The sequence below is a fragment of the Paenibacillus sp. J22R232 genome, assembly GCF_056269165.1.
This window is the reverse complement of record NZ_JBWDNK010000031.1, coordinates 1-21,752: the sequence shown is the minus strand read 5'-3', so window position 1 is coordinate 21,752 and position 21,752 is coordinate 1. Positions and strand designations below refer to the sequence as shown.

Here is a 21,752-nt window from a genome sequence, read left to right as displayed (position 1 = left end):
TTTGACTTGCTCATTACTTGTTATCGCTTTTTCGCTTATCCCGAAGGATTTGCGAGGCAGTTATTACTCGTTGTTCAGTTTTCAAAGAGCAATCTTTTCTTTCGTTTGTAACGCTTGTTTTGCTTGTCGTCCGCGTGTTTCTCTCGGCCGGAATTAGAATATACCATGTATGCGCCCATGAGGTCAAGCGATTTTTAGAACTTTTGAATTTAATTGTTTAAAGCTGTCGTTTCCTGCTTATTTTGTCGTGCTCGCTTGCAGCTCTCGCCATACTTTCTTATTGCTGTACTTCCGTTCAGAGCTAATATCTTCGCCGAACCATTCCGGTGCTTGGAACGCATTCGCCGCTTCCTCCGAATCGAACTCAACCTCAAGCACGGACAGCTCGATCTGATCATAGAGGTCTATTTCAATCAGCCTGCCATCCCATTCCGCCGAAATCCGGTTTTTCGTCAGCGGCACGAAGTCAAAGGCTCTGACGACCTGCTCGTAGATCGACTCCGATATGGCATATTCAATTTCCTCGCGCGACAACCCATTGCCCAGCTTAAATGTATGCGTATATGTAACCTCACCGCTCCCCAAATCTACGATGCGTCGTACACGAAGCTCTTGATTCTCATCTATGGCTAGGTAGGTTTGCTCAATCCTTTGCTCCGAAACAACTTGCAGCGTTGCCTGCTCTACTAATGCGCTCGGAAATGCAGGAAGAAGAAACTTGCGTTCAATTTCTAATGACATCATGAACTGCCCCTTTACTCTTCATTGTCTTCTAGAAAAAGCTCATGGAGCATTTTCTCTCTATTGTTGATAAATTGCTTCATTAAGACAAAATGATCGGTTTCCTCCAGAGTCATCCGCTCAATTCCCTCAGAAGACAAATTATATATCACCGAGTCGGGATAAGCCATTAGAATCGGCGAGTGCGTGGCGATAATGAATTGCGATCGTCTCTGCACCAGCTCATGAATGCGCGAGAGCATGGCCATTTGGCGAAAAGGAGAAAGAGCCGCCTCCGGCTCATCCATCATATAGATGCCGTTCCCGCTAAAGCGGTTGAGAAACGTTGCAAAAAACGATTCGCCATGCGACTGCTGATGCAGCGACTTTCCGCCGTAAGAGTCAATAATGCGCGCGCCTCGTCCGCCTTCACGGTCCATCTGATCAATATTAGTCGCCACATTGTAATAGCTTTCGGCGCGAAAGAAGAAGCCGTCCCTCGGTTTGTTTACGCTCCGCACCAGCCTCAAGTGCGCATGCAGCTCGGAATGCGTCGCTTCCGTCGAGAAATTGAAATTGATCGTTCCGCCCTCCGGATTAAAGCCAAGTCCAATCGCCATCGCTTCCAGAAGCGTTGATTTGCCCATCCCATTCTCCCCGACGAGATACGTGACCTTCGGATGGAATTCCAGCTCCTCCAAATTGCGTATGGCGCTAAGCTGAAACGGATACGTATCGAAACTGGGCACCGATTCCCTTAGGAGCTTTATGCTTCTTAAATACAGACCTTGCTGGCTTTGTCTCAAGGCACACGCCTCCTGCACAATCAAGTCATTTCAAGCAAATTGTTTGCTATCCGCAGCATTTTTTGAACTTTTTCCCGCTTCCGCAAGAGCAAGGATCGTTTCTGCCGATTTTTTTCCGAGCCTGAAGGTCGATGACATCCGCTTTGGCGGCTTGGCTCGGCACTTGATTCAACAGCAGGCTTGCGCTTGCCCGTTTAGCGGACAGCTCCTCCGGCGAATAGCCTTTGATCGCCCATTGCTTCGTACTGTTCATCAAAGGAACCAGCAAATTCGTAATCGCGTTCGCCGTCTCCAAGTTAGGAATTTCGATAAATTCCTTCGTAGCGCCAATAACCTCAGCCAATGAATTTCCGTTTTTGGCCGCATCGACGCAGGTTTCGGCCAACAATTCCGCTTCTGCCCGGTCGATCTCATAACGGTGCAGCACAAAACGAACAAGATTCATGTACGGGGTACTGCGTTCCACATATTCCGGCTCGCCTGCTTTAAGCAGCTGCTGCTTCGTAAACGGACAGAAATCGAGATCATTCCGAAGCGACCGTTCCTTCATAATAAGTTCCGGTTCCTCGCACAGCACACTTGATACAAGCTGATCTTCACCGAGTATAAAGGTATCATAGTATTCTTCAGCCTCAAGCAATACTTTGTTAAGCTCATAGGCTGCGCTGCTATCATCATCAGTCTCCGTAAAGACAAAGGACTGCAGCTCCTCTATGGTTAGAACGCCGTAGTAGAACATTAAGCCTTGCGTAAGCCGAATCCATTCCGTATTGCGGCTTACATTCGGATGCTCCTGCAGCAATGGCGTTTCTTTAAAATAAGCAACGAGCTCCGCAGGCATCAACACAACAGGCTTGCCTGCCACCGTTCCCGTGAATAGAATTCCCCGTTCGCGGAAGTAATCATATTGTTGAAACTCCAGCATCGGCTTATCCCAAATACCGTCGTTCTTTGCCAATTTCTGAAGCAGCTTAAGCCTGCTGTAGTCAAAGCCGTATATGACTTCAGGCAGGTGCTCGGCAATTTTCTCCGACAGCTTTTCCACCAGGCCTTGCTTGTTAAGCGAGCTCAGATTGCTTATTTTCAAATTTGTGCGAATATTCGTCAATTGCTGCTTAGACAAAGTTCCCAGCGCATCCGCAAAGGAGAGCGGATAAGAGAGCTCAGGCCATAGTTTTTCCAATGTTTTATCAAGCTTCATAGTCATGGTAATCTCCCAAATCATAGACGTATTTCATGCTCTTCTACCAATAATGAAGGCAATCCCAAAAGACATGTACGTTCAAAGATAACAAAAATCACGTTTGGAATCAATGAAAAGCTGTTTTTCCCAACAAGCATATCTTGTCAAATCAGCCTAATCGCGATAGATTTCACCACACTCTTCTACCCCAAATAAATAGGCTGTCTTCGCAGGCGTAAACCCTGACAAAGACAGCCTATGACGTTGAATAACTCATTATTTCTCCACGCTCTTTACGGTTAACAGCGAATGGAGGTGCTCGAGCAAATTCCCGCCGCCGGTCAATGAAATGTTGCCGATTTTCTCGCAAATTTTTTCAAGAAACTCAAGCTCTTTCAGCCGGTACAGCGTGCCGTTCTCATCCATCAGCTTAGCCGTGTTAAGCAAGCTGCGCGTTGAGGCCGTTTCCTCGCGGCGAGTGATTAGATTGGCCTGCGCCTTTTTCTCCGCAAGAAGAACCGTATTCAAAATGTCCTTGACGTCACCGGGAAGAATGATGTCTTTCAAGCCCGCCGATATGAATTGCACGCCGTAATGCTCCTTCTGCTCATTTAGACGCGAGAGAACAAATGCAGCGATTTCCTGCTTCATGCGCAGCAGGTCATCCAGCTTCAATGTACCTACGTACTCACGCAATATAAGCTGCAGCAAAATATACACCTGATCCTCGAAGCCTTTGATTTGAATCGCTTTTATGGGATCAACAACCTTATACTGGCACACGAAATTAAGACGCAGCGTCACTTTATCCTCCGTCATGATTTCTTGGCCGGTCATGTCCAGCTGAAGCTGGCGCAAATCCAACGTTTTTACTTGTACGCTTGTCGGACCCTTCCAGAAAAAGTATTTGCCCGGGCGAAGCTCACGCTGCAGCGCATTATTATAGAAAAGAAGGCCTGTCTCGTAGCTGGCAACCTCGATGGTTTGCATATAGCCTTGCAGCTTGCCGAGTAACGAACGGTCGATCTCCTCTGATATTTCCGGGTTTCGAATATCAACGCGTATGAAGGTATGTTTTTTCATGACATTCCAGAAAGCATACAGTCCCGCCGTTAGCAGACCGCTGAATTTGCCATCTTCGAAATGCAGCACATACTCGTAATCTTGGACATCTGCGATCGTCAACTCCGAAGTCAACTGCTCATCATGCAAAAACAGCTGAAGCTCCTTATTGGGAACGGAAAAGCGCTTAGCTATATGTTGGATGACTACAGCATCGTCCGAAAAACTCATATGGCGATACACACCCGGCTGAAGCCGTTTGACATAGCTGCCTTTTTTGAAAAGCAGGCCGCGTTCATCGTCTTTGACCGTTATTTTTTTGAACATGAATAACACCTCTTTACTACTTTTTTTGGGGTAGCCTTCCCGGCAGGAGCTCTCATGCAGCGAGGCCGGAATCAGGCTTAAGAAAGAAGCTCTGCAGCATTGTGACATCGCTATTGCCAGCCGCTTTCGGATGCAACCTCCATCCGCTGCTTGCTCGTTTTTTGCTTGGTCATAAGAGGCTGCCCGCTTCAATCGGTATCCACCGATTTCATAGGCTTTGCCGCATCGAGTGCATATAGCCAGCTCTGAGAGCTTCTGAGGAAGGCTCGTTCAATCGCAAATTGTTTTCTCCTTTGGAGGGAGTGATTCATACTCTACCAGAGAGTTATCGCGGGTAAGGCGATACCAAGGGATTCGAACCCTTACTTGGGGAGATTCCGCCGAGATGGCCGTACAGCATACAGGCGCATAGGATGCGCGAGCACTGCGGGATTATTGCAAATCCCTGCCAAGGTACGCCATTCGTGCATGAACCTCATCTATTATTGAAGTTATCTTTAATAGCGATAGAAATAGATTAAATGCCCTTGATCGCAGCCATTGGTTTGCATTTGGCTACAACATCGGCTAAAGATGCGCCAACGACGCTGTCAATAATTTGATCCACGTCTTTATAGGCCTGCGGGCATTCATCGAGAATCGTCTGCAAGGATGCATGGTTGACGAGAATTTCGTCCTCCGTGCCAACCTTTAGCGATTGCTCGAACTCATCGACCGTTACTAGCTGCTTCGTTGCCTTACGGGACCTTGCGCGCCCAGCCCCGTGGCAGATGGAGTAGAAGTTTTTCAGGCCTTCCTCCTTGCCCACCATCATGTAGGAGGACGTCCCCATCGAGCCAGGAATAAGAGCCGGATGCCCCGTTTCCTTATAAGCAGGCGTATTCAGGAAATGCCCCGGCGGAAGCGCGCGTGTCGCGCCTTTGCGGTGAACGAGCATCGGCTGGTTGCAGTGGAACTCTTTTAGCGCATAATTGTGCATGAGATCGTAAAGAACCGGCAATTCGAGACGCGGTCCGAATATCTCGCGGAAAGCTTCACGTACGCCGAACGCGATCATATGCCGATTGCTAACGGCGAAATTAAGCGCAGAATACATAAGGTTCAAATAAGTCTGCCCTTCTTGGCTGTTAATAGGTGCATAGATTAAGTTCGGATCAGGATTGCTGACCCCCCACTGATTCATGGCTTCCTTGATCGTCTTGTTATGCTCCCGTCCGACCATGCCGCCCCAAGAACGTGAACCGGAATGGATCATGACGACGACCTGACCGTCGAACAAGCCCCATTTCTCCGCAACGTCCTTGTACGCTTCATTGATTTCCAGATACTGAAGCTCTATGAAATGGTTGCCGCTGCCAAGCGAACCCAGCTGCCCCCGCGCATACTTCAAAATTTTTGGAGGCAATTGGTTGAGGTAGCTGGTATCAAACCCAAATTTGGATTGCTCCACATGCGTCAGCCACTGGTTATCCGGTACATATTTCTCTGGCAAGCCATGCAAGCCATGCTCTACTACGCTCATGACGTCGATATCTTCGTAGTTGGAATTTTTGCGTTCATTCGTCGGAACGTATTTCTCGATAGCTTCTATGAGCGCTCTGCGCAAATCCTTATCCATCAAATCCCGCTTATGCAGCGAAGTCGTATGAACCCTCATTCCGCATCCGATATCCGAGCCTACGATTGAGGGAGATACGCAGCCGTTTTTCATGCTCCATACTGCCGTCGTACCAATGCAAGTACCGATACCGACATGCGCATCAGGCGTGTAGCTCATATATTGGTTTCTCGGAATTTGCAGGTTATTGTCAGCCATTTCGTATACCTTGTCTCCGAATGTTTGGAGCACGTCATCGTTTGCAAAAACATGAAGCCGTCCGTGCTTGAGCTCCATTTCATGGTGATTGCCGCCATGCTTCTTATGCTGCATCAGCATTGTCGTCCCTCCCGCATTTCTTCTTTTATTCCGGCGCATCGCCTTCTTATGAGCTTTATTTTGCCTGAACGCAGCGTGCATGAACATGGCGTAAGTATGACGACTAAGGAAAATTTTCCTTTTTGTTCAAATCCGCGGGCTTCCTGTTATGATAGATAGACATTACCGTTAAGGACCGGAGGGACTGGTATGGCCAGAGAAAGCTTCGATAAGGAAATCCAATTTTTACGCATGCTGGTGCTTACGAGCGGAGCCTACAATCGTCAGCAATACGCTGATAAACTGGGCATATCCGTGCATACCTTCGACAAAACGATTAAGCGGCTCAAAGAAATCGTAAACGCCGTCTATCAGAAGGTTCCTGCCGCAGGCGGCAAGGAATTCGCTGAGACGGTACGCTACAGCTATCTGGATTCCTCGGATCCCATGCTGCTGTTTCTGTTTCGCGCCAAATCGCTGAAAGAATCGGAAAGCCAGCGCCTCTCCTTATTGCTTGCGGCCTTGCACGGGGAAGCAATGACCGTAAGTGAGCTTCTGGACCTCTGCTGCTCCGGCATGCCCGCGGAGCTGTCGCTGCCTGACGAGAAAACCATCCGCGGCGATCTCAAATATTTGGAGCAGGTTGGCGTTATCAAAAGAGCGACCGGAGCGCGTCCCTTCCGCTATCGAATCAATAACGACTTAGTCCGCCAACTGTCCCATGACGAGCTGCAGGATCTGTATGATTTCGTGGATATTATGGCGAATACCCAGCTGCCTTCCGTGCAAGGGTACTTGCTGCGCGACGGGCTCAAAAAGCATATCGTCCGGGAGAAGGAAGACATCGGCCGCACCGACTCCTTCTTATATAAATATCACTATTACTCACGCTTATTGGATGAAGCCCATCTATTCACGCTGCTTAGCGCGATTCGCAGCCGCAGTTGGGTCAGCTTCCTGTATTTCTCGCCCAAGAAAGAAACGAGCTATGCCTCCAAAAATACGAATCCGCTTTTCGAAAAGGATACAGACGGACTTCAAGAAACGATGCTTCCGCTTAAAGTCGTTTACGACCATCAATATGGGCGCTGGTATCTGCTTGGCCATCATCCGCGCAGCGGCATTAAAAAATACCGTTTGGAGGGGCTTACCCAAATTGCCGAAGGAACCACTGCCGAGAATACGCTGTTCGAAGCCAAAAAAGCTGAGCTCGAGCAGCGCATCAAGCATAGCTGGCTGATGGATACGGGCAGAAGCGTTGCGGTCAAGGTCCGCTTCTTCCATCCAGGACGCGGCATTCCAAGCTTCGTCAAGGAACGCGTACTGCTTCAGGGACAATGGGGAACGATTACGGAAGAGTCGGAGGAATCTTTTATTTACGACATCGACGTAAACGGGACGATTGAGATCAAGCCATGGATCAGGAGCTTCGGCTCCAGCTGCGAAGTGCTCGCGCCCTTGAAGCTCAGGGAGGAAATGATTGCGGAATGGAAGGAGATTAGGCGCTACTATGAATCCATTTGAAAAAATATTCAACTATCAAATCTTATCCCGGCTGGAAGACTCCGGAACGATGATTATTACGCAGCACGAGCGCGGCTGGCTGAAGCTGATGCTGGAGCATCCCGCAGCCGCCAGTGCTTTTGAGCCTGACACCCTCCATAAGCTTCGAGCCCTATTAACGCAGGACCTTAGCCTTGACACGGACGGCTTGCTCCACAAAGCGGCGAGCAAGGAGCGGCATGTCTATCACCCCTATGTCCGTCTCATTCGGCAAGCCATTATGAAGAACGCCGTACTGCAAATCAGCTACCTGAACAAAAAAGGAGAAGCGTCCCCTTCGGAGTCATGCTTTCCTTATAAACTGGAATACTCGATGGTGAAACGAGAATGGTATTTACTCTATTACCAGATAAGCAATCGGAGATTAATGCGATCCAAGCTAGAGAAGCTGCTTGGACTAGTCGAACAATCGTGTACGGAGGCGCTTAGCGAGCAGTACAAAGCTTCTATTCATACCTTGCTCAGCAGGCGAAGCGTTAGTGCGGACATACTTATTGAACCGGAATACAATGGGGAGCTTTCACGGATCTTGTATGCTTTTTCCTGCTTCGAGAAGGAAGTCAGCTATGCGGCTGATGCGAATACGTATACGATACGCTTGTTCTTCGACAGCAGCGACAGCGAATTCGTGCTTTCCAAAACCCGCTTCCTCGGCAAACGGGTTCGGATTGTGGAGGGGGAGCACCTCAAGCGGCGAATGCTGGAATCTGCAACGAAGGCACTTGGGCGCTACGCCGAGTCTGGTTCAAATGGCGGCTTTTAGCCGATTTTGGCGGAAAATTTCATTTGTAATCATTATAAAATAATATTGATTTTCCTATGGAAAGCGGTAACATATGAGATGAGGCACAATCATATAAAAACCATAGAGGTGAATTCAGTATGAGTACAGAGAAGAACAAGCTTACAACAAGCTGGGGGGCTCCCGTCGGAGACAACCAAAACTCGATGACAGCCGGATCTCGCGGTCCTACGTTGATTCAAGATGTTCACCTGCTGGAAAAACTCGCGCATTTCAACAGGGAACGCGTTCCCGAACGTGTCGTTCATGCCAAGGGCGCCGGTGCGCACGGGTACTTCCAGGTTACGCATGATGTGACCCCTTATACGAAAGCCAGCTTCTTATCCGAGGTCGGCAAACGTACCCCCATGTTCATTCGCTTCTCAACCGTTGCCGGCGAGCTTGGATCTGCCGATACGGTGCGCGACCCGCGCGGCTTCGCCGTCAAGTTCTACACCGAGGAAGGAAATTATGACTTGGTAGGCAACAACACGCCGGTATTCTTCATTCGCGATGCCATTAAATTCCCGGATTTCATTCATACGCAGAAACGCCATCCCCAAACCCATCTCAAAAACCCGAATGCCGTTTGGGATTTCTGGTCCCTCTCTCCCGAATCGCTGCACCAGGTTACGATTCTCATGTCTGACCGCGGCATTCCTGCTACGCTTCGACATATGCACGGCTTCGGAAGCCATACCTTCAAATGGGTAAATGCGGAAGGGCAGGCCGTTTGGGTAAAATACCACTTTAAAACCGAGCAAGGCGTGCAAAACCTCGCCCCTGACGTTGCTGCTCAAATTGCCGGAGACAATCCGGACTACCATACCGAGGATCTATTCAATGCCATTGCAAACGGCGATTTCCCGGCATGGAAGCTATACGTACAAATCATGCCTACCGAGGATGCGGATACATATCGATTCGACCCGTTCGACGTAACGAAGGTATGGTCTCAGAAGGATTATCCGCTTATTGAGGTTGGACGCATGGTACTAGACCGCAATCCGGACAACTACTTCGCAGAGGTCGAACAGGCTACTTTTTCTCCAGGATCATTCGTCCCAGGCGTTGAAGCCTCTCCGGACAAAATGCTGCAAGGCCGCTTGTTCGCTTATTCCGATGCCCATCGGTACCGGGTAGGCGCAAACCATAGTCAACTGCCGATCAACCGTCCGACCAGCGAGGTCCTTAACCACCAGCGCGACGGTCAAATGCGGGCCGATGGCAACGGCGGCGCTTCGATGTACTATGAGCCGAACAGCTATGGCGGGCCAACTGAATCGACCGCCCATAAGCCTGCTCCTTTCCAAGTGTCCGGCCAAGCCGATAGCGTCGGTTATGACCATCATGATCATTATACGCAAGCCGGCGATCTGTATCGCCTGCTCAGCGAGGAAGAACGCGCCCGCCTAGTCGATACGATCGTAGGAGCCATGAAGCCGGTGGAGAAGGATGAAATCAAGCTCCGCCAAATCGGGCATTTCTACAAAGCGGACCCTGAGTACGGACAACGCGTCGCAGAAGGGCTCGGACTTTCGGTCACGCAGCAATAATTAATTTATATTCCGGATATAGACAAAGGGGATGGCCGCTAGGGCCATCCCCTTTGTCTATATCCGTTTTAGTTAAACGGGTAAATCCAGAAACGCTCCGTACCATAGCGCTCCCTTATTTCCTCATCCTCCAGCTTTTTGCTGCCCATGAGCTCAGCCGCTTGGAACTGGGAGCGGTGAGCCTCAATGGAAGCCATCTTCGGCTTCAAATAATCCTTAACGTCATTCAGTAAATGGGGCTTGCCTAACACTTGCTGATGGTTTTTGGAGAAAGCTACGCCATACACAATCGGCTGCTCCTCTTTGGGCAGCCTGCTAATCGTCCGTACGACGGCGGCGCCGCATGCATCATGGTCAGGATGCACGCTAAAGCCGGGGTAAAACGTATATACGATCGTAGGGCGCAGCTCTTTAAGCAAACTGTCCAGCCGTTCGTCCAAATAGTCCTGATCCTCGAATTCAATCATCTTGTCATGGAAGCCCAGCATTCTCAAATCCTGAATACCAATTGCCTCGCAAGATCTCTCCAGCTCGATCTTGCGGACATGCGGAAGCGTTACCCGATTCGCAAAAGGCGGAATCCCCATGTTCCGACCCATCTCCCCAAGCGTCAAACAAGCATAAGTAACATGAGCACCGTCGTCTATATGTTTGGCAAGCGTGCCTGATACCGTGAACGCCTCGTCATCAGGATGCGGAAAAACGACTAATATATGTTCAGCCATCACGTCTTCTCTCTCCTCTCTCATTAGAAGGGTTCCCTGCTTAATTGAAGCGAAACGACCAGCTTTCCTTGCCCATCATGCCCTGCGAGCAGCAGCCTTCCCGTCTCCTGCTCCTCCCAATGCGTCAATCCCTCTGTATAGATCCAGCCGTCTGCCATCTTGAGACCGACCCGGAAAGGACCAATCCCCGCGATAGAGCCATGGGAATATTTAATTCTGGCATTCGTAATGAAATTCGCTGCCGGATGCTTTGTGCTGTCTAGATGGGACGCATAAGCTCCCGTAGTCATCTCAAGATGAAGATAAAGCTCCTCATCCTTAAAGCTTTCGATCATAAGCTGTACTTTATCCATATTGATGAGCTGCAACCTAACCCCTCCTTGGTCTCCCCAAAACAATCGTAATTTCTATGAATGCCATTATTCTAACACACTTAAATAGAAACGAATAACTTAGTCCCTTTGAACTAGCTTTGTATCTAGTATATATGATATACTAACTTCCAAATTTATAGAGCATAGGTCATAACATTCGGATTTCCTTATTGCATGATTCTATCGACCAGGAGGCCAGACATGAGAAATTTATCGATTAGCAAAAAACTGCTTGGAGGGTTTATATCCGTCCTTATCTTGTTAGCTATCATAATGACGATAAACTTGGTACAGCTCATATCCCTCAACCATACATACACGGAATTGATTGAAGACCGCACCAAGAAGATGCTGGAAGTAAAGGATATGGTCATTGCCGTCAAATCGGAACAAGTCTCGGTCCGCGTATATGCTATGCTTGGCGACGAAACCTCGCTCAAAGCCATTACTTCTTCCCACGAATCCTATGTTCAGATCAGCAAGCAGCTGAGAATATCTGTCAAAACACCTGAAATGATTGAAATGCTCCAGCAAGCAGATCGCGTCGAGAACGAATATTTCGAGCTTGCCAAGGAAGTAAGCGAACTGAAAAAACAAAACAAAGAACGGGAGTTTACTGCTCTCCTCTCGAATCAAGGCCGCACCATTATTGCGCGTATCGAGACAATATTAACGGATATGGAAGCGTACCAACAAAGCTTGCTGGATGCAAGTCAAGCACAAGCATCCAAACAGGTCGATGAAGTCATTTCTCTCGTCATTATTTTAGGCGTCATCACACTCGTATTGGGTTTAGCGATTGCTATTCTGATCGGCAGGCTGATTTCGAGACCGATTGTCGAGCTTGCTAAGGCAGCCGAGAGAATTGCTACCGGGGATCTCACAGGCAAGCCCATCATGATGAAAAGCAATGATGAGCTTGGCATGCTGTCCAGCTCCTTTAATATGATGGCTAACAATCTCAGGTCGCTCATTGTGCGGGTAGGCAGCTCCTCTGAGCAAGTAGCCGCGTCCTCGGAGGAGCTTAGCGCAAGTGCTGAGCAAACCTCTCTTGTGACTGAGCAAATCGCGATCACCATTCAAGATGTTGCCGTAGGCGTAGACAGGCAGGTCACGCTAGCCCAAGAAGGCTTCCAGACCATTCATGAGATGTCAATCGGCTTCCAACAGATCGCCGCAAATACGCAAACGGTGTCTGCCAAGGCTGCGGAAGCATCGGAAAAAGCGATTTCCGGCAATGAGTCCATACAATCGGCAGTCGCCCAAATGAACGCGATAAATGATACGGTCAGCGGACTTGCCGAGGTCATAGGTGAACTGAACGGCAAATCGAACCATATTAATAACATCGTCGGTGTCATTACCGAGCTATCCGCCCAAACCAATTTATTATCTCTTAATGCCGCTATCGAAGCAGCAAGAGCAGGTGAGCATGGTCGAGGCTTCGAGGTTGTCGCCACCGAGGTACGGAAGCTGTCCCAGCAATCCTCTGACTCGGCTCAGCAGATTTCCTCCCTCATCTCTTCTATTCAGGCTGAAATGGCGAAAGCCGTTCAATCGATGGAGAAGGTGACAGCCGAGGTTCAATCCGGCATCACGATCGTACATACAGCCGGACAATCGTTTGACTATATTCGAGAGGCTGCCGAAGCTGTCGCAACGGAATCGGAAGAAGTTTCCGCCTCCGTCGAACAGATGACTGCAGGAGTAGACGAAATGACCGGATCAATGAAAATGATCGCTGAGGTAACGGAAAGTTCGGCAGCTGGAGCAGAGCAAGTGACTGCATCCACGCAAGAGCAGCTCTCTTCCATGGAAGAGATAAGCTCATCGTCAAGCGCGCTGGCTAGAATGGCGGAGGAGCTCCAGCAAACAATCAACCAATTCAAAGTAAGATAGCCGTAAGAGCACTCCTACTCAGCCTGCATTATGTGGTATACTGCTACAATATTAATATGCGGGAGGATTAGTCCGATGAAAATTTATGTCGTTCAATCGTTTAATGAAGACGGTCTGGAAAATGTCTATGTGGGAGCAGAAGAGGAAAAAGCGCTGTCGCTGAAAGCAGCCGACTTCGACCATTGTGATGCCTTGTTTGTCGAGATTTGGGAGGATGGCGCGAAGACCGATGACTTCCGCCTGATTGAATCTCCGGAGGATGCCGAGGAAGAAACGGAGCAGGAAGCTTAATATACGCTCTCCAAACAATAAATAGGCTTGCAACCTTTTGTCGAACACGGTCGTCTAGTGTTCGACTTTATTTGTTAAGGAGAGAATCAAATGCTACATATGAAAAAATCGTTGTCCAAAATGGCTGTTCTTGCACTCACCGTATCCATGCTCGCGGCTGGCTGCAACGATGCAGGGAATGAACCGGCCAACAACTCGTCGGCAGGCAATGCGACGAATGAGGTCGAAGCAACCGAGCAGCCGACCGTTAATCCTGCTACGGTAGCACCTTCAGCGGATGCTGCGACGAGCGAGCCTGCCCCAACCGAGCAGCCCGCCGTAACGGAGGAACCGCAAGTTAAACCCGCTAATCCACCAGGCAGACCTTCTGGAGGTAAGCCTGCCCAACCAGCGGCACCGAAGGAGAAACCGGCCGCTACCGCCAAGCCGACACAAAAACCTACGCAAAAGCCAACACAGAAGCCGAGCGCAACGCCTAAGCCTACTGTAAAGCCTGCCGATGTCGTTAACGTATCGGACATCTCCGATAAAATCATGGCCGATATGGAAATGCCGCGCATGATTCCTGCCGAAGGCGAGCTGGTTAAAGACATGTACGGCATTGATGCTGGCGCTCTGCTATCTGACGGCATTTTCCTGCAAGCGATGATGAACACAAAGGCAACTGAGCTTGTTATTGTAAAGCTGAAATCGGACAAAAGCTATGATGCGGTCGTTGAAGGCTTAGAAGCGCGCGCTGCGCAAATCCAAAAAACGTTCGAAACCTATTTGCAGGATCAATACGAGGATGCAAAAAATTATAAAATCGTCCGTAAAGGCGATTATGTCATGCTCTCGATCTCCCATGATCAGGACAAGGTGCTCGAAATCTTTAACGGATTTTTCAAATAAACGCAAAGAGAGACTATTCAAGTAGTCAGTCTTGGAGATGCTAGCTCCCACCTTGTACCTATCAAGTGGTAACATAAAGAACCTTCCGCTCCGCTTTTATAGCGAAGTTGAAGGTTCTTTCCGCATGATAGGGGTTGGTCCGCTCTGGTTTATCAGGTTAGGGACATTTGCGCTTATGCTGATACCTTGCCAGCCTGACGCGCAGCCCCTAGCCTAGCAGCTCCTCGCAAACAAGCCGTAATCACCACGCACTCACCAAAGGTCAGCAGCAGCAGCATAAAGTCCTGCAGCATGCCCATGCTTTCCACGCTCCAACCAAACAGCTTCATATTGACTTGCATAAACAAAATATGCCCGAAGAAGACGACCATGCTGAACAGACTAATCGCTTTGTTGTATTGATGCACGGTTTTGTTTTGAATGCGCAGCAGGCCGTAGAAGATGATGAGCGTATTCGGCAGCATGCTGAAAGCAAGCTTATAGTCCGTTGTCCATTCACTGAAAAGCAGCAGCAGCGCCGTCTCCGCTACAGTAAGAAGAATTGCGAACGGAACCATCCGCCTCATATTCAGCTTCAGAAAGCCTTCCTCGTATTTGGCAATCAACGCCCCGATGATGACAAAGGTTAGGCCAAATCCGATATACCTTGTCACGAATAGATATAAATAGTCGATATACACCGGATCAATGGATGAATAGCTCTCGGCTGTAATTCCCAGTACGTTTTTGAGGCTTCCCGAAACGAATTGAATGCTTACGAAGCCAAACAAAGCTAGGACTGCAGCTATGCGAATATATTGCTTTTGAAATAGTACAAATGCAGCAAGCAGACCGAAAACAAGCGGCGGAATAAACCAAAATTGAATAAATGGCCCATTTAAAAAAATGGCCATAAACAACACCTTAGCCTGAATGATTAAGTTTCCTGCGCCCAGCCCGTCGCTAGCCAGCTTAGGCAAAATGCTTCCGGCAATAAACAAACAACTAAACAAAGCATAAATGATGCCGATGCGTTTGAAATATTTGAGCATATATGAGCGCGGGCTGTCCGCATGGCTCCAGCTTTTGTAGGCTAGGAAACCAGCGACGACATAAAAACAAGGCACGACAATTCTGGTCGCAAGCGACGTAAATTGTATGATCGCTTGCCCAGGCAAAAGAGCCATATACCGAATAAGCATGAGATGCGCAACCAGTACGAGCAAGGAACCCGTCAGCTTGAATAGCGTAATGCCCGGGTAAAATTTACGCATGCTTACGAAGCTCTCCCTTCCCATTCAATACCATCGACTTAATCTCCGCAATCGATATTTTGCCCGTTGGGGAAAGCGGGAATCCTGGGAGAAATACAATGTAGCGCGGCAGCTTAAAAGCTGATAAATAGGGAGTCATATCCTTTTTCAGCTTATCTGACGTCAAGCCAGCCCCTTGCCTCGCTACCACGCATGCGCATACCTGCTCGCCGTACAACTCGTCGGGCACGCCGATCACTAGCGCTTCATCAATATCCTCGTGCCGAAGCAGTACGTTCTCGATTTCGACCGGAGATATTTTCTCGCCCCCGCGGCTGATCATCCGGTGCAGCCTTCCTGTAATCGTTAAGTGCCGCTGATGATCCAGAAAGCCAAGATCTCCCGACTTATACCAGCCATCCTCGGTCATGCTCGCCTTATCGTAGGCCGCATTCGTATAACGCATGACTCTGTGGCTGCGAATCGCAATTTCTCCATGTTCATGGAGCGGCATCGCTTCCCCCGTATCCGGGTTAAGGATTCGTACCTCAACAAGCTTATCCACCTTACCTCCAATACTGTACGCGCCCTTCTCAAACTCCTTGTAATTGATCAAGCCGCTCAGCAGATTCGTATGGCTTAGAAGCTTGTACAGCAGTAGCAATACTACATTGTTTCTTCCATTTACGAAGCAGGTTCCATTCGCAACGGCGCCTGCTTCAGACGAGCCATAGCTGACCATAAAGAAATACAGACTCATCCCCTTCATGATTTTTTGCAAAATCGTATTATTAACAGCCGCCGAAGTAAAGGCTACGCCTAACAATGATTTGAGATTGAATTCCTCTCTTCGGGGTGATAACAGCATCTGTTGGACCATAAATGGCGTTCCGATCAGTACTCTGCATTTCCCCTTCTCCACCGCTGCTAACGCGTTTAAAGGGTTGAAATGACTGAGCATGACAATTCGAATATTGCATGACTTCAAACTGGTAAACAACGTGGCAAAACCGCCGAGGTGATATAAAGGTAGCAGGTTCATAACGGCAAAATACCGGGTTATCTTGTCGCTCAATGACACAAGCAGCGAATTCGCTTTTCCCGTGCCCTTGCTTTGATCGGAGGAAAGGAGAAATGATGCGGTAGACCGCAGCACACCCTTCGGAAGCCCCAGCGTACCTGAGGTATAAAGAAGAATAAGCGGGTCTTGGGGAGAAATGGATCTACAAGCAGCCTCAAATGCGGTCTCCTCCATAGCAAAACCGATCGTTTTCAAATCCGCATACAGAAGAAAAGCCGTCCCATCCTGCGGTTCCTCGTCCAGAACGAAAATATGCTTCGGAAGCCACTCGCCCGTATCAGCTTCTTGCCTGCAGTCCTGTATGATTTCCTGCACGGTTGACGGGAAATGGTTTTGCTGCGCCTCGACGCCCATAATCAGAATGACTGGCCTCGCGTCCTTCAAATAATGCCTTAGCTCCTGCTTTTTGGAATATGTATTGATAGGCACGATAACGGCTCCTACGCATGCAGCGGCAAACATAGCCGCAATCATCTCTGCCCTGCCTGGCATGAGAATCGCTATAGCATCGCCTTTCTTGACGCCAAGCTGCAGAAAACCTCTTGCCAGCAAGCGTGCTTCCTCCCATATCATCTGCCAAGTATAATGCTGGCCTATGCCTGGAAAGCTATAGGCTACGTCATGAGCGCTCTCGCTTGCCCTCTTGTGAAGCAAATAAGGAATGGTAGAGCTGTTCCAATCAGTCATCTTCTTCATTAATTGTTAACCCCCGCTTTATATAATGGAACGGTACCGCCTCGTGCTGCATGACGATTATGTTTATATAACCTTTATATCGAACAAAACAAGGCTGATATACGTCTTATGTCCTTTCCCATATGTGTTAGATCTAATATAACACCTTAATAGTTCTTAATAAAGAACATTTTTGCAAAAAAAGCGGCATCCACTTTTTAATAGCAGATGCCGCGCATAACCCTTATTTGCCTGAAACGGTTGCCGTTACCGGCTTCACCATCTTTTTATCTTTTCCTTTTGTTTGTTTTGATCCATCCGTCTGTTTAATCTTTCCGATTAGCAAGCTAAGCGGCAAAGCAACGACTGCAACCAAGGTTGCAACGACGTATACATCATTAACGCTCATCGTAAAGGACATGATTCCGATATGAAGCTCATCGACATCCCCTGCTTTCATTAAATCCGTGGCATGCGAAACGGACCTGGAAGCAAGCATCGTCGTGAAAATCGCAATTGCGAAGGAGCCGAATACGTTCCTAGTCCAGTTCGTAATCGCAGAAGCATGGCCCGATAGCTCAGCAGGGATTTGTTCCATTGCCGCATTGCTTGAAGGCATTACGACAAACGCGATTCCAATGTTACGTACGATCATCCACCAGATGATATAAGAATGGGACACATCGACACTAAGCCAGCTTAACGCAAGCGTTCCAATCGTTAGCATAACAATCCCGCCAGACATTAGCCAGCGCGGACCGATTATGCCGTACAATTTGCCAACGAGCGGCATAAGCAGCGCCATCGCAAGCGAAGCCGGCAGCAAGATCATCCCCGTATCCATAGCCGATACATGTTGAATGCGCTGCAGGAATATCGGCGTCAGCAGCGTACCGGAGTACAGGCTGATCGTAATAATATTCGAAATAACCGCATTCAATGTGAACCGCCTATTTTTGAAAACCTTGAGGTTAAGCAGCGGCGTCTCTGTCGTAAGCTCACGCCAGATGAATAGAAGCAATGAAACGACTCCTAGGACGAACAGGCCGATAATCTTCCAAGATCCCCATCCCCATGTATGTCCTTGGCCCAGCGCAAGCAGCAAGGAAGAACTGCTCACAATGACGGTCAAAAAGCCAAGTCCGTCGAAGCTCTTCGGAACGTTCATGCGGTAATAAGGAATGTATGCATACACAAAGCCAATCGCGATCAGGCCAATGGGAATGTTCATCAAGAACAGCCATTGCCAGTTCATGTTCTCCAGCACCCAGCCGCTGATCGTAGGACCAAATGCAGGCGCCAGCATCGCTGACAAGCCCCAGAATGCCACGGCCATCGCTTGACGTTCCCTCGGAATGATCTGATAAATAATAGACATCGTCGCAGGAATGATCAATCCGCTAAAAGCTCCTTGCAGCACGCGGAAAACGATCAATGAGCCTTCGCTCCAAGCAGACGCGCATAGTATGGACGCAAGCGTAAAGCCAATCAGTGAAAACAAATACAGGCGACGATAGCTGAACCGCTCGCCTAGATACCCGGCAATCGGTGCCGTAGTGCCCATCGCCAGCATAAAGCCTGTCAATGTCCACTGGACTGAGCTTAGCGTCGTGTCGAAATGATCCGTCAAAATCTCAAGCGCCAGATTGATCGTAGCCGACGCCAAAACGCATAAAAAAGATCCGATAAAAATAGCAACCATTATAGGCCAGAAACGCACCTTTTGAACTTCTGCTTGATTCATGTAGCTCTCCCACACCCTTTAATAATACTTTACAGCTTAACTATTATATTTTAGTTCTAAACTAATTTCAATGGCTATGTTAGTCTTTTTTCAATAACCGCAAATGAAAGCGTTGCTACTCATCTTTGCTCCCCGGCGTTATAATAAGGGAAGGAATATGAAAATTAAGGAAGTGGATTGAAGAATGCCTTTTCAATTTCAAGAAAATACTTCTAAAGCGGCAAGCAGCCCGAAACAGCAGCAACCAGAAGCTTCACCAGATAACCAACAGTCTGCCGTGGGGGAATATGCCGCACCTGGCTACTCGCAGGCCAACCTGCTGCAGCTCCAGAGAAATATGGGCAATCGGGCCGTTGCGCAGCTCGTTTCGAAGCAAGCCGTTATCCAAAGAACAATCGAAATAAAGGATTATTCGGGCCGTGAAGACCTGCTCGAATATTGCAAGTCTAGAATGCTCTATTTTGTCTCGCCTTCCGCACTGATGGAAGAGGTCATGAAGGAAAAGCCGCCTCACGTAAAGGAACAATTGGAGCATGAGCTGGTTTTTGGTTTTAGCTTCTCGAAGCTCAATGCCTTTTTGGACGAATGGCATACGGATGGACAAACCTTTACCTATAGCAATGACACCAAAGGTTTTAATAAGCTTGCCAAGGATGCGATCAAATATCATCTAAATAAACATTACAATTGGCGCAGCATCGGAACGGCGGAATATATGACAGGCGATGCTACGGGTCTAGCTATGGTTCCGCTTGTCGATCCAAGCTTGACGGTCAAAGTGCTTACGGGCGATCAGCGAAAAGCGCCCTTCCTCCCCGATAAAGCAGAAAACCTATTTAAAGCTCCACCGGAAGAAACGGAGCAAACCAAGCGCATTCAAGGCCCATCCTTCCTGAAAGACCGGAAGGCACTGCCTGAATATTTCGATGCGGCCCAAAAAGCAGGCGGCATCTCCTTCAGCACGACGGACGATAACAGCAGCTATCAAGGCACGTCCGATCGCTATTCAACCGTCTATAACGAGCATACGCCGGGCACTGTCAGACCGTGGAATAAGGAAACCTATGAAGCTACACGGGTGATTGGAGAAGCATTGCGTGACCCAGACAAGACAAGCTTATTGCGGGAACAGATTCAGCTGGGAGAATCAACGGGAGATCAAGCGCTCAAGACCAAGATCGAGGAATTCAAAAGAGTCAGGCTTGACCCTGTGTTGGACGGCAAAAAATGCCTCATTCTTTGGGGACGCAACAGCGGCCAAAAAGGCGGCGCCCACAAGGAGCTGGATTCGCACCGGTTGATGGTCATGCAGCTCGCTACTAAGCTTCGGTCCTCCTTCCCTGATCGCCAGCTTCTTTTTGTAGGCGATCAAGTTATAACAAGACAGGAGCTTGGCGTCGGCAATGAAGTTACTTACTTAGGCGAGTTCTGGAAACCGGAAAACTCAGGTGTGGAATACGCCCCTTCCCTGCGAGACCGCAATGCGCAGCGTTACTTGTTCCAGCTTCTGCACCGAGAAAACAGTGCGGTCTCTATCGGCATGAGAAGCGGAAGCTTGGAGGGCATGGCACTGCTCGGGCTAAACGTCATTTATATTGACGACAAGGACAATAATGCTGCTGGCCGAATGGAGTTTTGGTCTGGAGAAGCCGCGGACACGCGTGAGGAAGCTCTCTTGCAGCATCAGGACGATTCCGATTTGCAGGCTGAATGGGAGAAATCGATGGAAGGACCTCTGCCTAATTACAAAAGGATCTCTACCCTCCAGAAGATGGGAGACGAGATCGATAAACGGGATGCCGTTATTCAAAGAGGCCTTACCTTTTATACAGCCCTTCTCAATGAAAATGATCACACAGGATTACCGATTTGTACGGAAGAGGGAACGCCGAACGGTCTCAAAATGACAAATCCTCTAATGACGCAGGCCGCTTTTACAGGAACCTTTTTTGCAAACAAAATGCCGGATAAGCCTTCAGTCATTACCAGCTTCCTGAAAGATTACGAAAGCCTGTTAAACACGCTTACTACCGTTAATTACAAAGGAAAAGCCGCAGTAACCAAGGGTAGCTCCTTTAAATTTAACGCAGCGAATATTCGTAGGATGATTACGAACATAACAGGCATGGATGACAGCACGGACAAAACCGATGCATTAATGCATTTGAACTCCCTATTAGTAAAGCGTGACTTTACGGATGTCGGGCTTGCAGGGGATTGGGACAATTCCTCGGGAGCGGACTCCTTGCTTAAGGATGTAGCAAGCGAAACCCCATCGCATCCGCAATTGATATCGTTCAATAAACAGTTCCTGCGCATCCGGAATGGACTTGACGGGAAAAGAGAAGCCGCTGCCGCAAGCACGACAAGATTCAAGGTGTCCGACGTTCAGGCACTTGTGGCTGCTACCAGACTTATGATTAACAGCAACCAGCTGCAGGAAAGCGAAGAGAATCAAGTCGAATTCTTAGTCAACTATTTAAGTCCCTCCGAGTAAGCGATAATGAGCATGGCCAATAAGACAACGTTCTCTATTATGATTGAAAAAGAACTGCTTACCTAACCGGATACCGGTTGGATAAGCAGCTCTTTTTGTGAAAACAAAAAAACATTGTTCAAAGAACAATGGCCTAAGTTAATGACATGGTGGAGGATGACGGGATCGAACCGCCGACCCTCTGCTTGTAAGGCAGATGCTCTCCCAGCTGAGCTAATCCTCCGTGGAAACGATAAAACCCGAAAGCCGGGTTTTTCAGTGAAATCATCTCCTGAGCTTCCTCAGAAAAGACCCAACCGAAATTATTCAAAGCTGTTTGCGCCCTGAAAACTGGATACGAAAGATCAGGTTTGCTGAACCTTTACTGCTGCTGTCTACCGGATGTATGGGTCACGGCAAACGTGTTTAGGATAAGCCCTCGACCGATTAG

Annotated in this window: 17 protein-coding genes and 1 tRNA gene; 7 read left to right on the top strand and 11 right to left on the bottom strand. The window is 48.6% G+C overall.

Annotated elements, in window-relative coordinates:
• Positions 1-237: 237 nt before the first annotated feature.
• The 5 genes from AC0YN3_RS32775 to AC0YN3_RS32755 form a co-directional block, all read right to left on the bottom strand.
• Positions 238-741 (bottom strand): CYTH domain-containing protein, encoded by a 504-nt coding sequence (locus AC0YN3_RS32775; RefSeq protein WP_475779015.1) that lies wholly within the window; start codon positions 739-741, stop codon positions 238-240.
• Positions 742-755: 14 nt separating this feature from the next.
• Complete coding sequence (locus tag AC0YN3_RS32770) at positions 756-1,505, bottom strand: AAA family ATPase (protein WP_475779014.1); 750 nt, start codon at positions 1,503-1,505, stop codon at positions 756-758.
• Positions 1,506-1,572: 67 nt separating this feature from the next.
• Positions 1,573-2,733, bottom strand: a complete 1,161-nt coding sequence (locus AC0YN3_RS32765) for a YecA family protein (protein WP_475779012.1) — start codon at positions 2,731-2,733, stop codon at positions 1,573-1,575.
• A gap of 252 nt (positions 2,734-2,985) precedes the next feature.
• Complete coding sequence (locus tag AC0YN3_RS32760; protein WP_475779011.1) at positions 2,986-4,098, bottom strand: slipin family protein; 1,113 nt, start codon at positions 4,096-4,098, stop codon at positions 2,986-2,988.
• Between the two features lie 517 nt (positions 4,099-4,615).
• Positions 4,616-6,028, bottom strand: a complete 1,413-nt coding sequence (locus AC0YN3_RS32755) for an RtcB family protein (RefSeq protein WP_475779013.1) — start codon at positions 6,026-6,028, stop codon at positions 4,616-4,618.
• Positions 6,029-6,223: 195 nt separating this feature from the next.
• On the opposite strand from AC0YN3_RS32755, the gene AC0YN3_RS32750 reads away from it, so the two are divergent.
• The 3 genes from AC0YN3_RS32750 (at position 6,224) to katA (ending at position 9,913) form a co-directional block, all read left to right on the top strand.
• Positions 6,224-7,537: a helix-turn-helix transcriptional regulator gene (locus AC0YN3_RS32750; RefSeq protein ID WP_475779010.1), complete on the top strand. Its 1,314-nt coding sequence runs from the start codon at positions 6,224-6,226 to the stop codon at positions 7,535-7,537.
• Positions 7,524-8,339 carry a WYL domain-containing protein gene (locus AC0YN3_RS32745; protein WP_475779009.1) on the top strand — a complete coding sequence of 272 codons (816 nt, stop codon included), beginning with the start codon at positions 7,524-7,526 and terminating at the stop codon, positions 8,337-8,339. The genes AC0YN3_RS32750 and AC0YN3_RS32745 overlap by 14 nt, the downstream gene beginning before the upstream one ends.
• A 119-nt stretch (positions 8,340-8,458) precedes the next feature.
• Entirely contained in the window at positions 8,459-9,913 is a 1,455-nt protein-coding gene (gene katA, locus AC0YN3_RS32740; RefSeq protein WP_475779008.1) for a catalase KatA, read from the top strand.
• 68 nt (positions 9,914-9,981) lie between these two features.
• Here the strand turns inward: katA and bshB2 are convergent, their stop codons facing one another.
• The gene (bshB2, locus tag AC0YN3_RS32735; protein ID WP_475779007.1) at positions 9,982-10,638 is read right to left on the bottom strand and encodes a bacillithiol biosynthesis deacetylase BshB2; all 657 of its coding nucleotides are present in this window, start codon (positions 10,636-10,638) and stop codon (positions 9,982-9,984) included.
• Between the two features lie 23 nt (positions 10,639-10,661).
• Entirely contained in the window at positions 10,662-11,006 is a 345-nt protein-coding gene (locus tag AC0YN3_RS32730) for a YojF family protein (RefSeq protein WP_475779006.1), read from the bottom strand.
• 207 nt (positions 11,007-11,213) lie between these two features.
• Here AC0YN3_RS32730 and AC0YN3_RS32725 point away from each other — a divergent pair, with 207 nt between their 5' ends.
• The 3 genes from AC0YN3_RS32725 (at position 11,214) to AC0YN3_RS32715 (ending at position 14,093) form a co-directional block, all read left to right on the top strand.
• Entirely contained in the window at positions 11,214-12,911 is a 1,698-nt protein-coding gene (locus tag AC0YN3_RS32725) for a methyl-accepting chemotaxis protein (protein WP_475779005.1), read from the top strand.
• A 75-nt stretch (positions 12,912-12,986) separates the two neighbouring features.
• Entirely contained in the window at positions 12,987-13,202 is a 216-nt protein-coding gene (locus AC0YN3_RS32720) for a hypothetical protein (protein ID WP_475779004.1), read from the top strand.
• Between the two features lie 90 nt (positions 13,203-13,292).
• The gene (locus tag AC0YN3_RS32715) at positions 13,293-14,093 is read left to right on the top strand and encodes a DUF4358 domain-containing protein (RefSeq protein WP_475779003.1); all 801 of its coding nucleotides are present in this window, start codon (positions 13,293-13,295) and stop codon (positions 14,091-14,093) included.
• A 173-nt stretch (positions 14,094-14,266) separates the two neighbouring features.
• Here the strand turns inward: AC0YN3_RS32715 and AC0YN3_RS32710 are convergent, their stop codons facing one another.
• The 3 genes from AC0YN3_RS32710 to AC0YN3_RS32700 all read right to left on the bottom strand — a co-directional run bounded on the left by AC0YN3_RS32710 (position 14,267) and on the right by AC0YN3_RS32700 (position 18,825).
• Positions 14,267-15,346: an acyltransferase family protein gene (locus AC0YN3_RS32710; RefSeq protein WP_475779002.1), complete on the bottom strand. Its 1,080-nt coding sequence runs from the start codon at positions 15,344-15,346 to the stop codon at positions 14,267-14,269.
• The gene (locus tag AC0YN3_RS32705) at positions 15,339-17,102 is read right to left on the bottom strand and encodes a class I adenylate-forming enzyme family protein (protein ID WP_475779001.1); all 1,764 of its coding nucleotides are present in this window, start codon (positions 17,100-17,102) and stop codon (positions 15,339-15,341) included. Before AC0YN3_RS32705 ends, AC0YN3_RS32710 begins: the two co-directional genes overlap by 8 nt.
• Positions 17,103-17,325: 223 nt before the next feature.
• Positions 17,326-18,825, bottom strand: coding sequence for a DHA2 family efflux MFS transporter permease subunit (locus AC0YN3_RS32700; protein ID WP_475779000.1), 1,500 nt, complete (start codon positions 18,823-18,825; stop codon positions 17,326-17,328).
• A 184-nt stretch (positions 18,826-19,009) separates the two neighbouring features.
• Between AC0YN3_RS32700 and AC0YN3_RS32695 the strand changes: the two genes are divergently transcribed.
• Positions 19,010-21,322, top strand: a complete 2,313-nt coding sequence (locus AC0YN3_RS32695; protein WP_475778999.1) for a hypothetical protein — start codon at positions 19,010-19,012, stop codon at positions 21,320-21,322.
• A 147-nt stretch (positions 21,323-21,469) separates the two neighbouring features.
• Here AC0YN3_RS32695 and AC0YN3_RS32690 read toward each other — a convergent pair.
• Positions 21,470-21,545, bottom strand: a tRNA-Val gene (locus AC0YN3_RS32690).
• Positions 21,546-21,752: the final 207 nt, after the last annotated feature.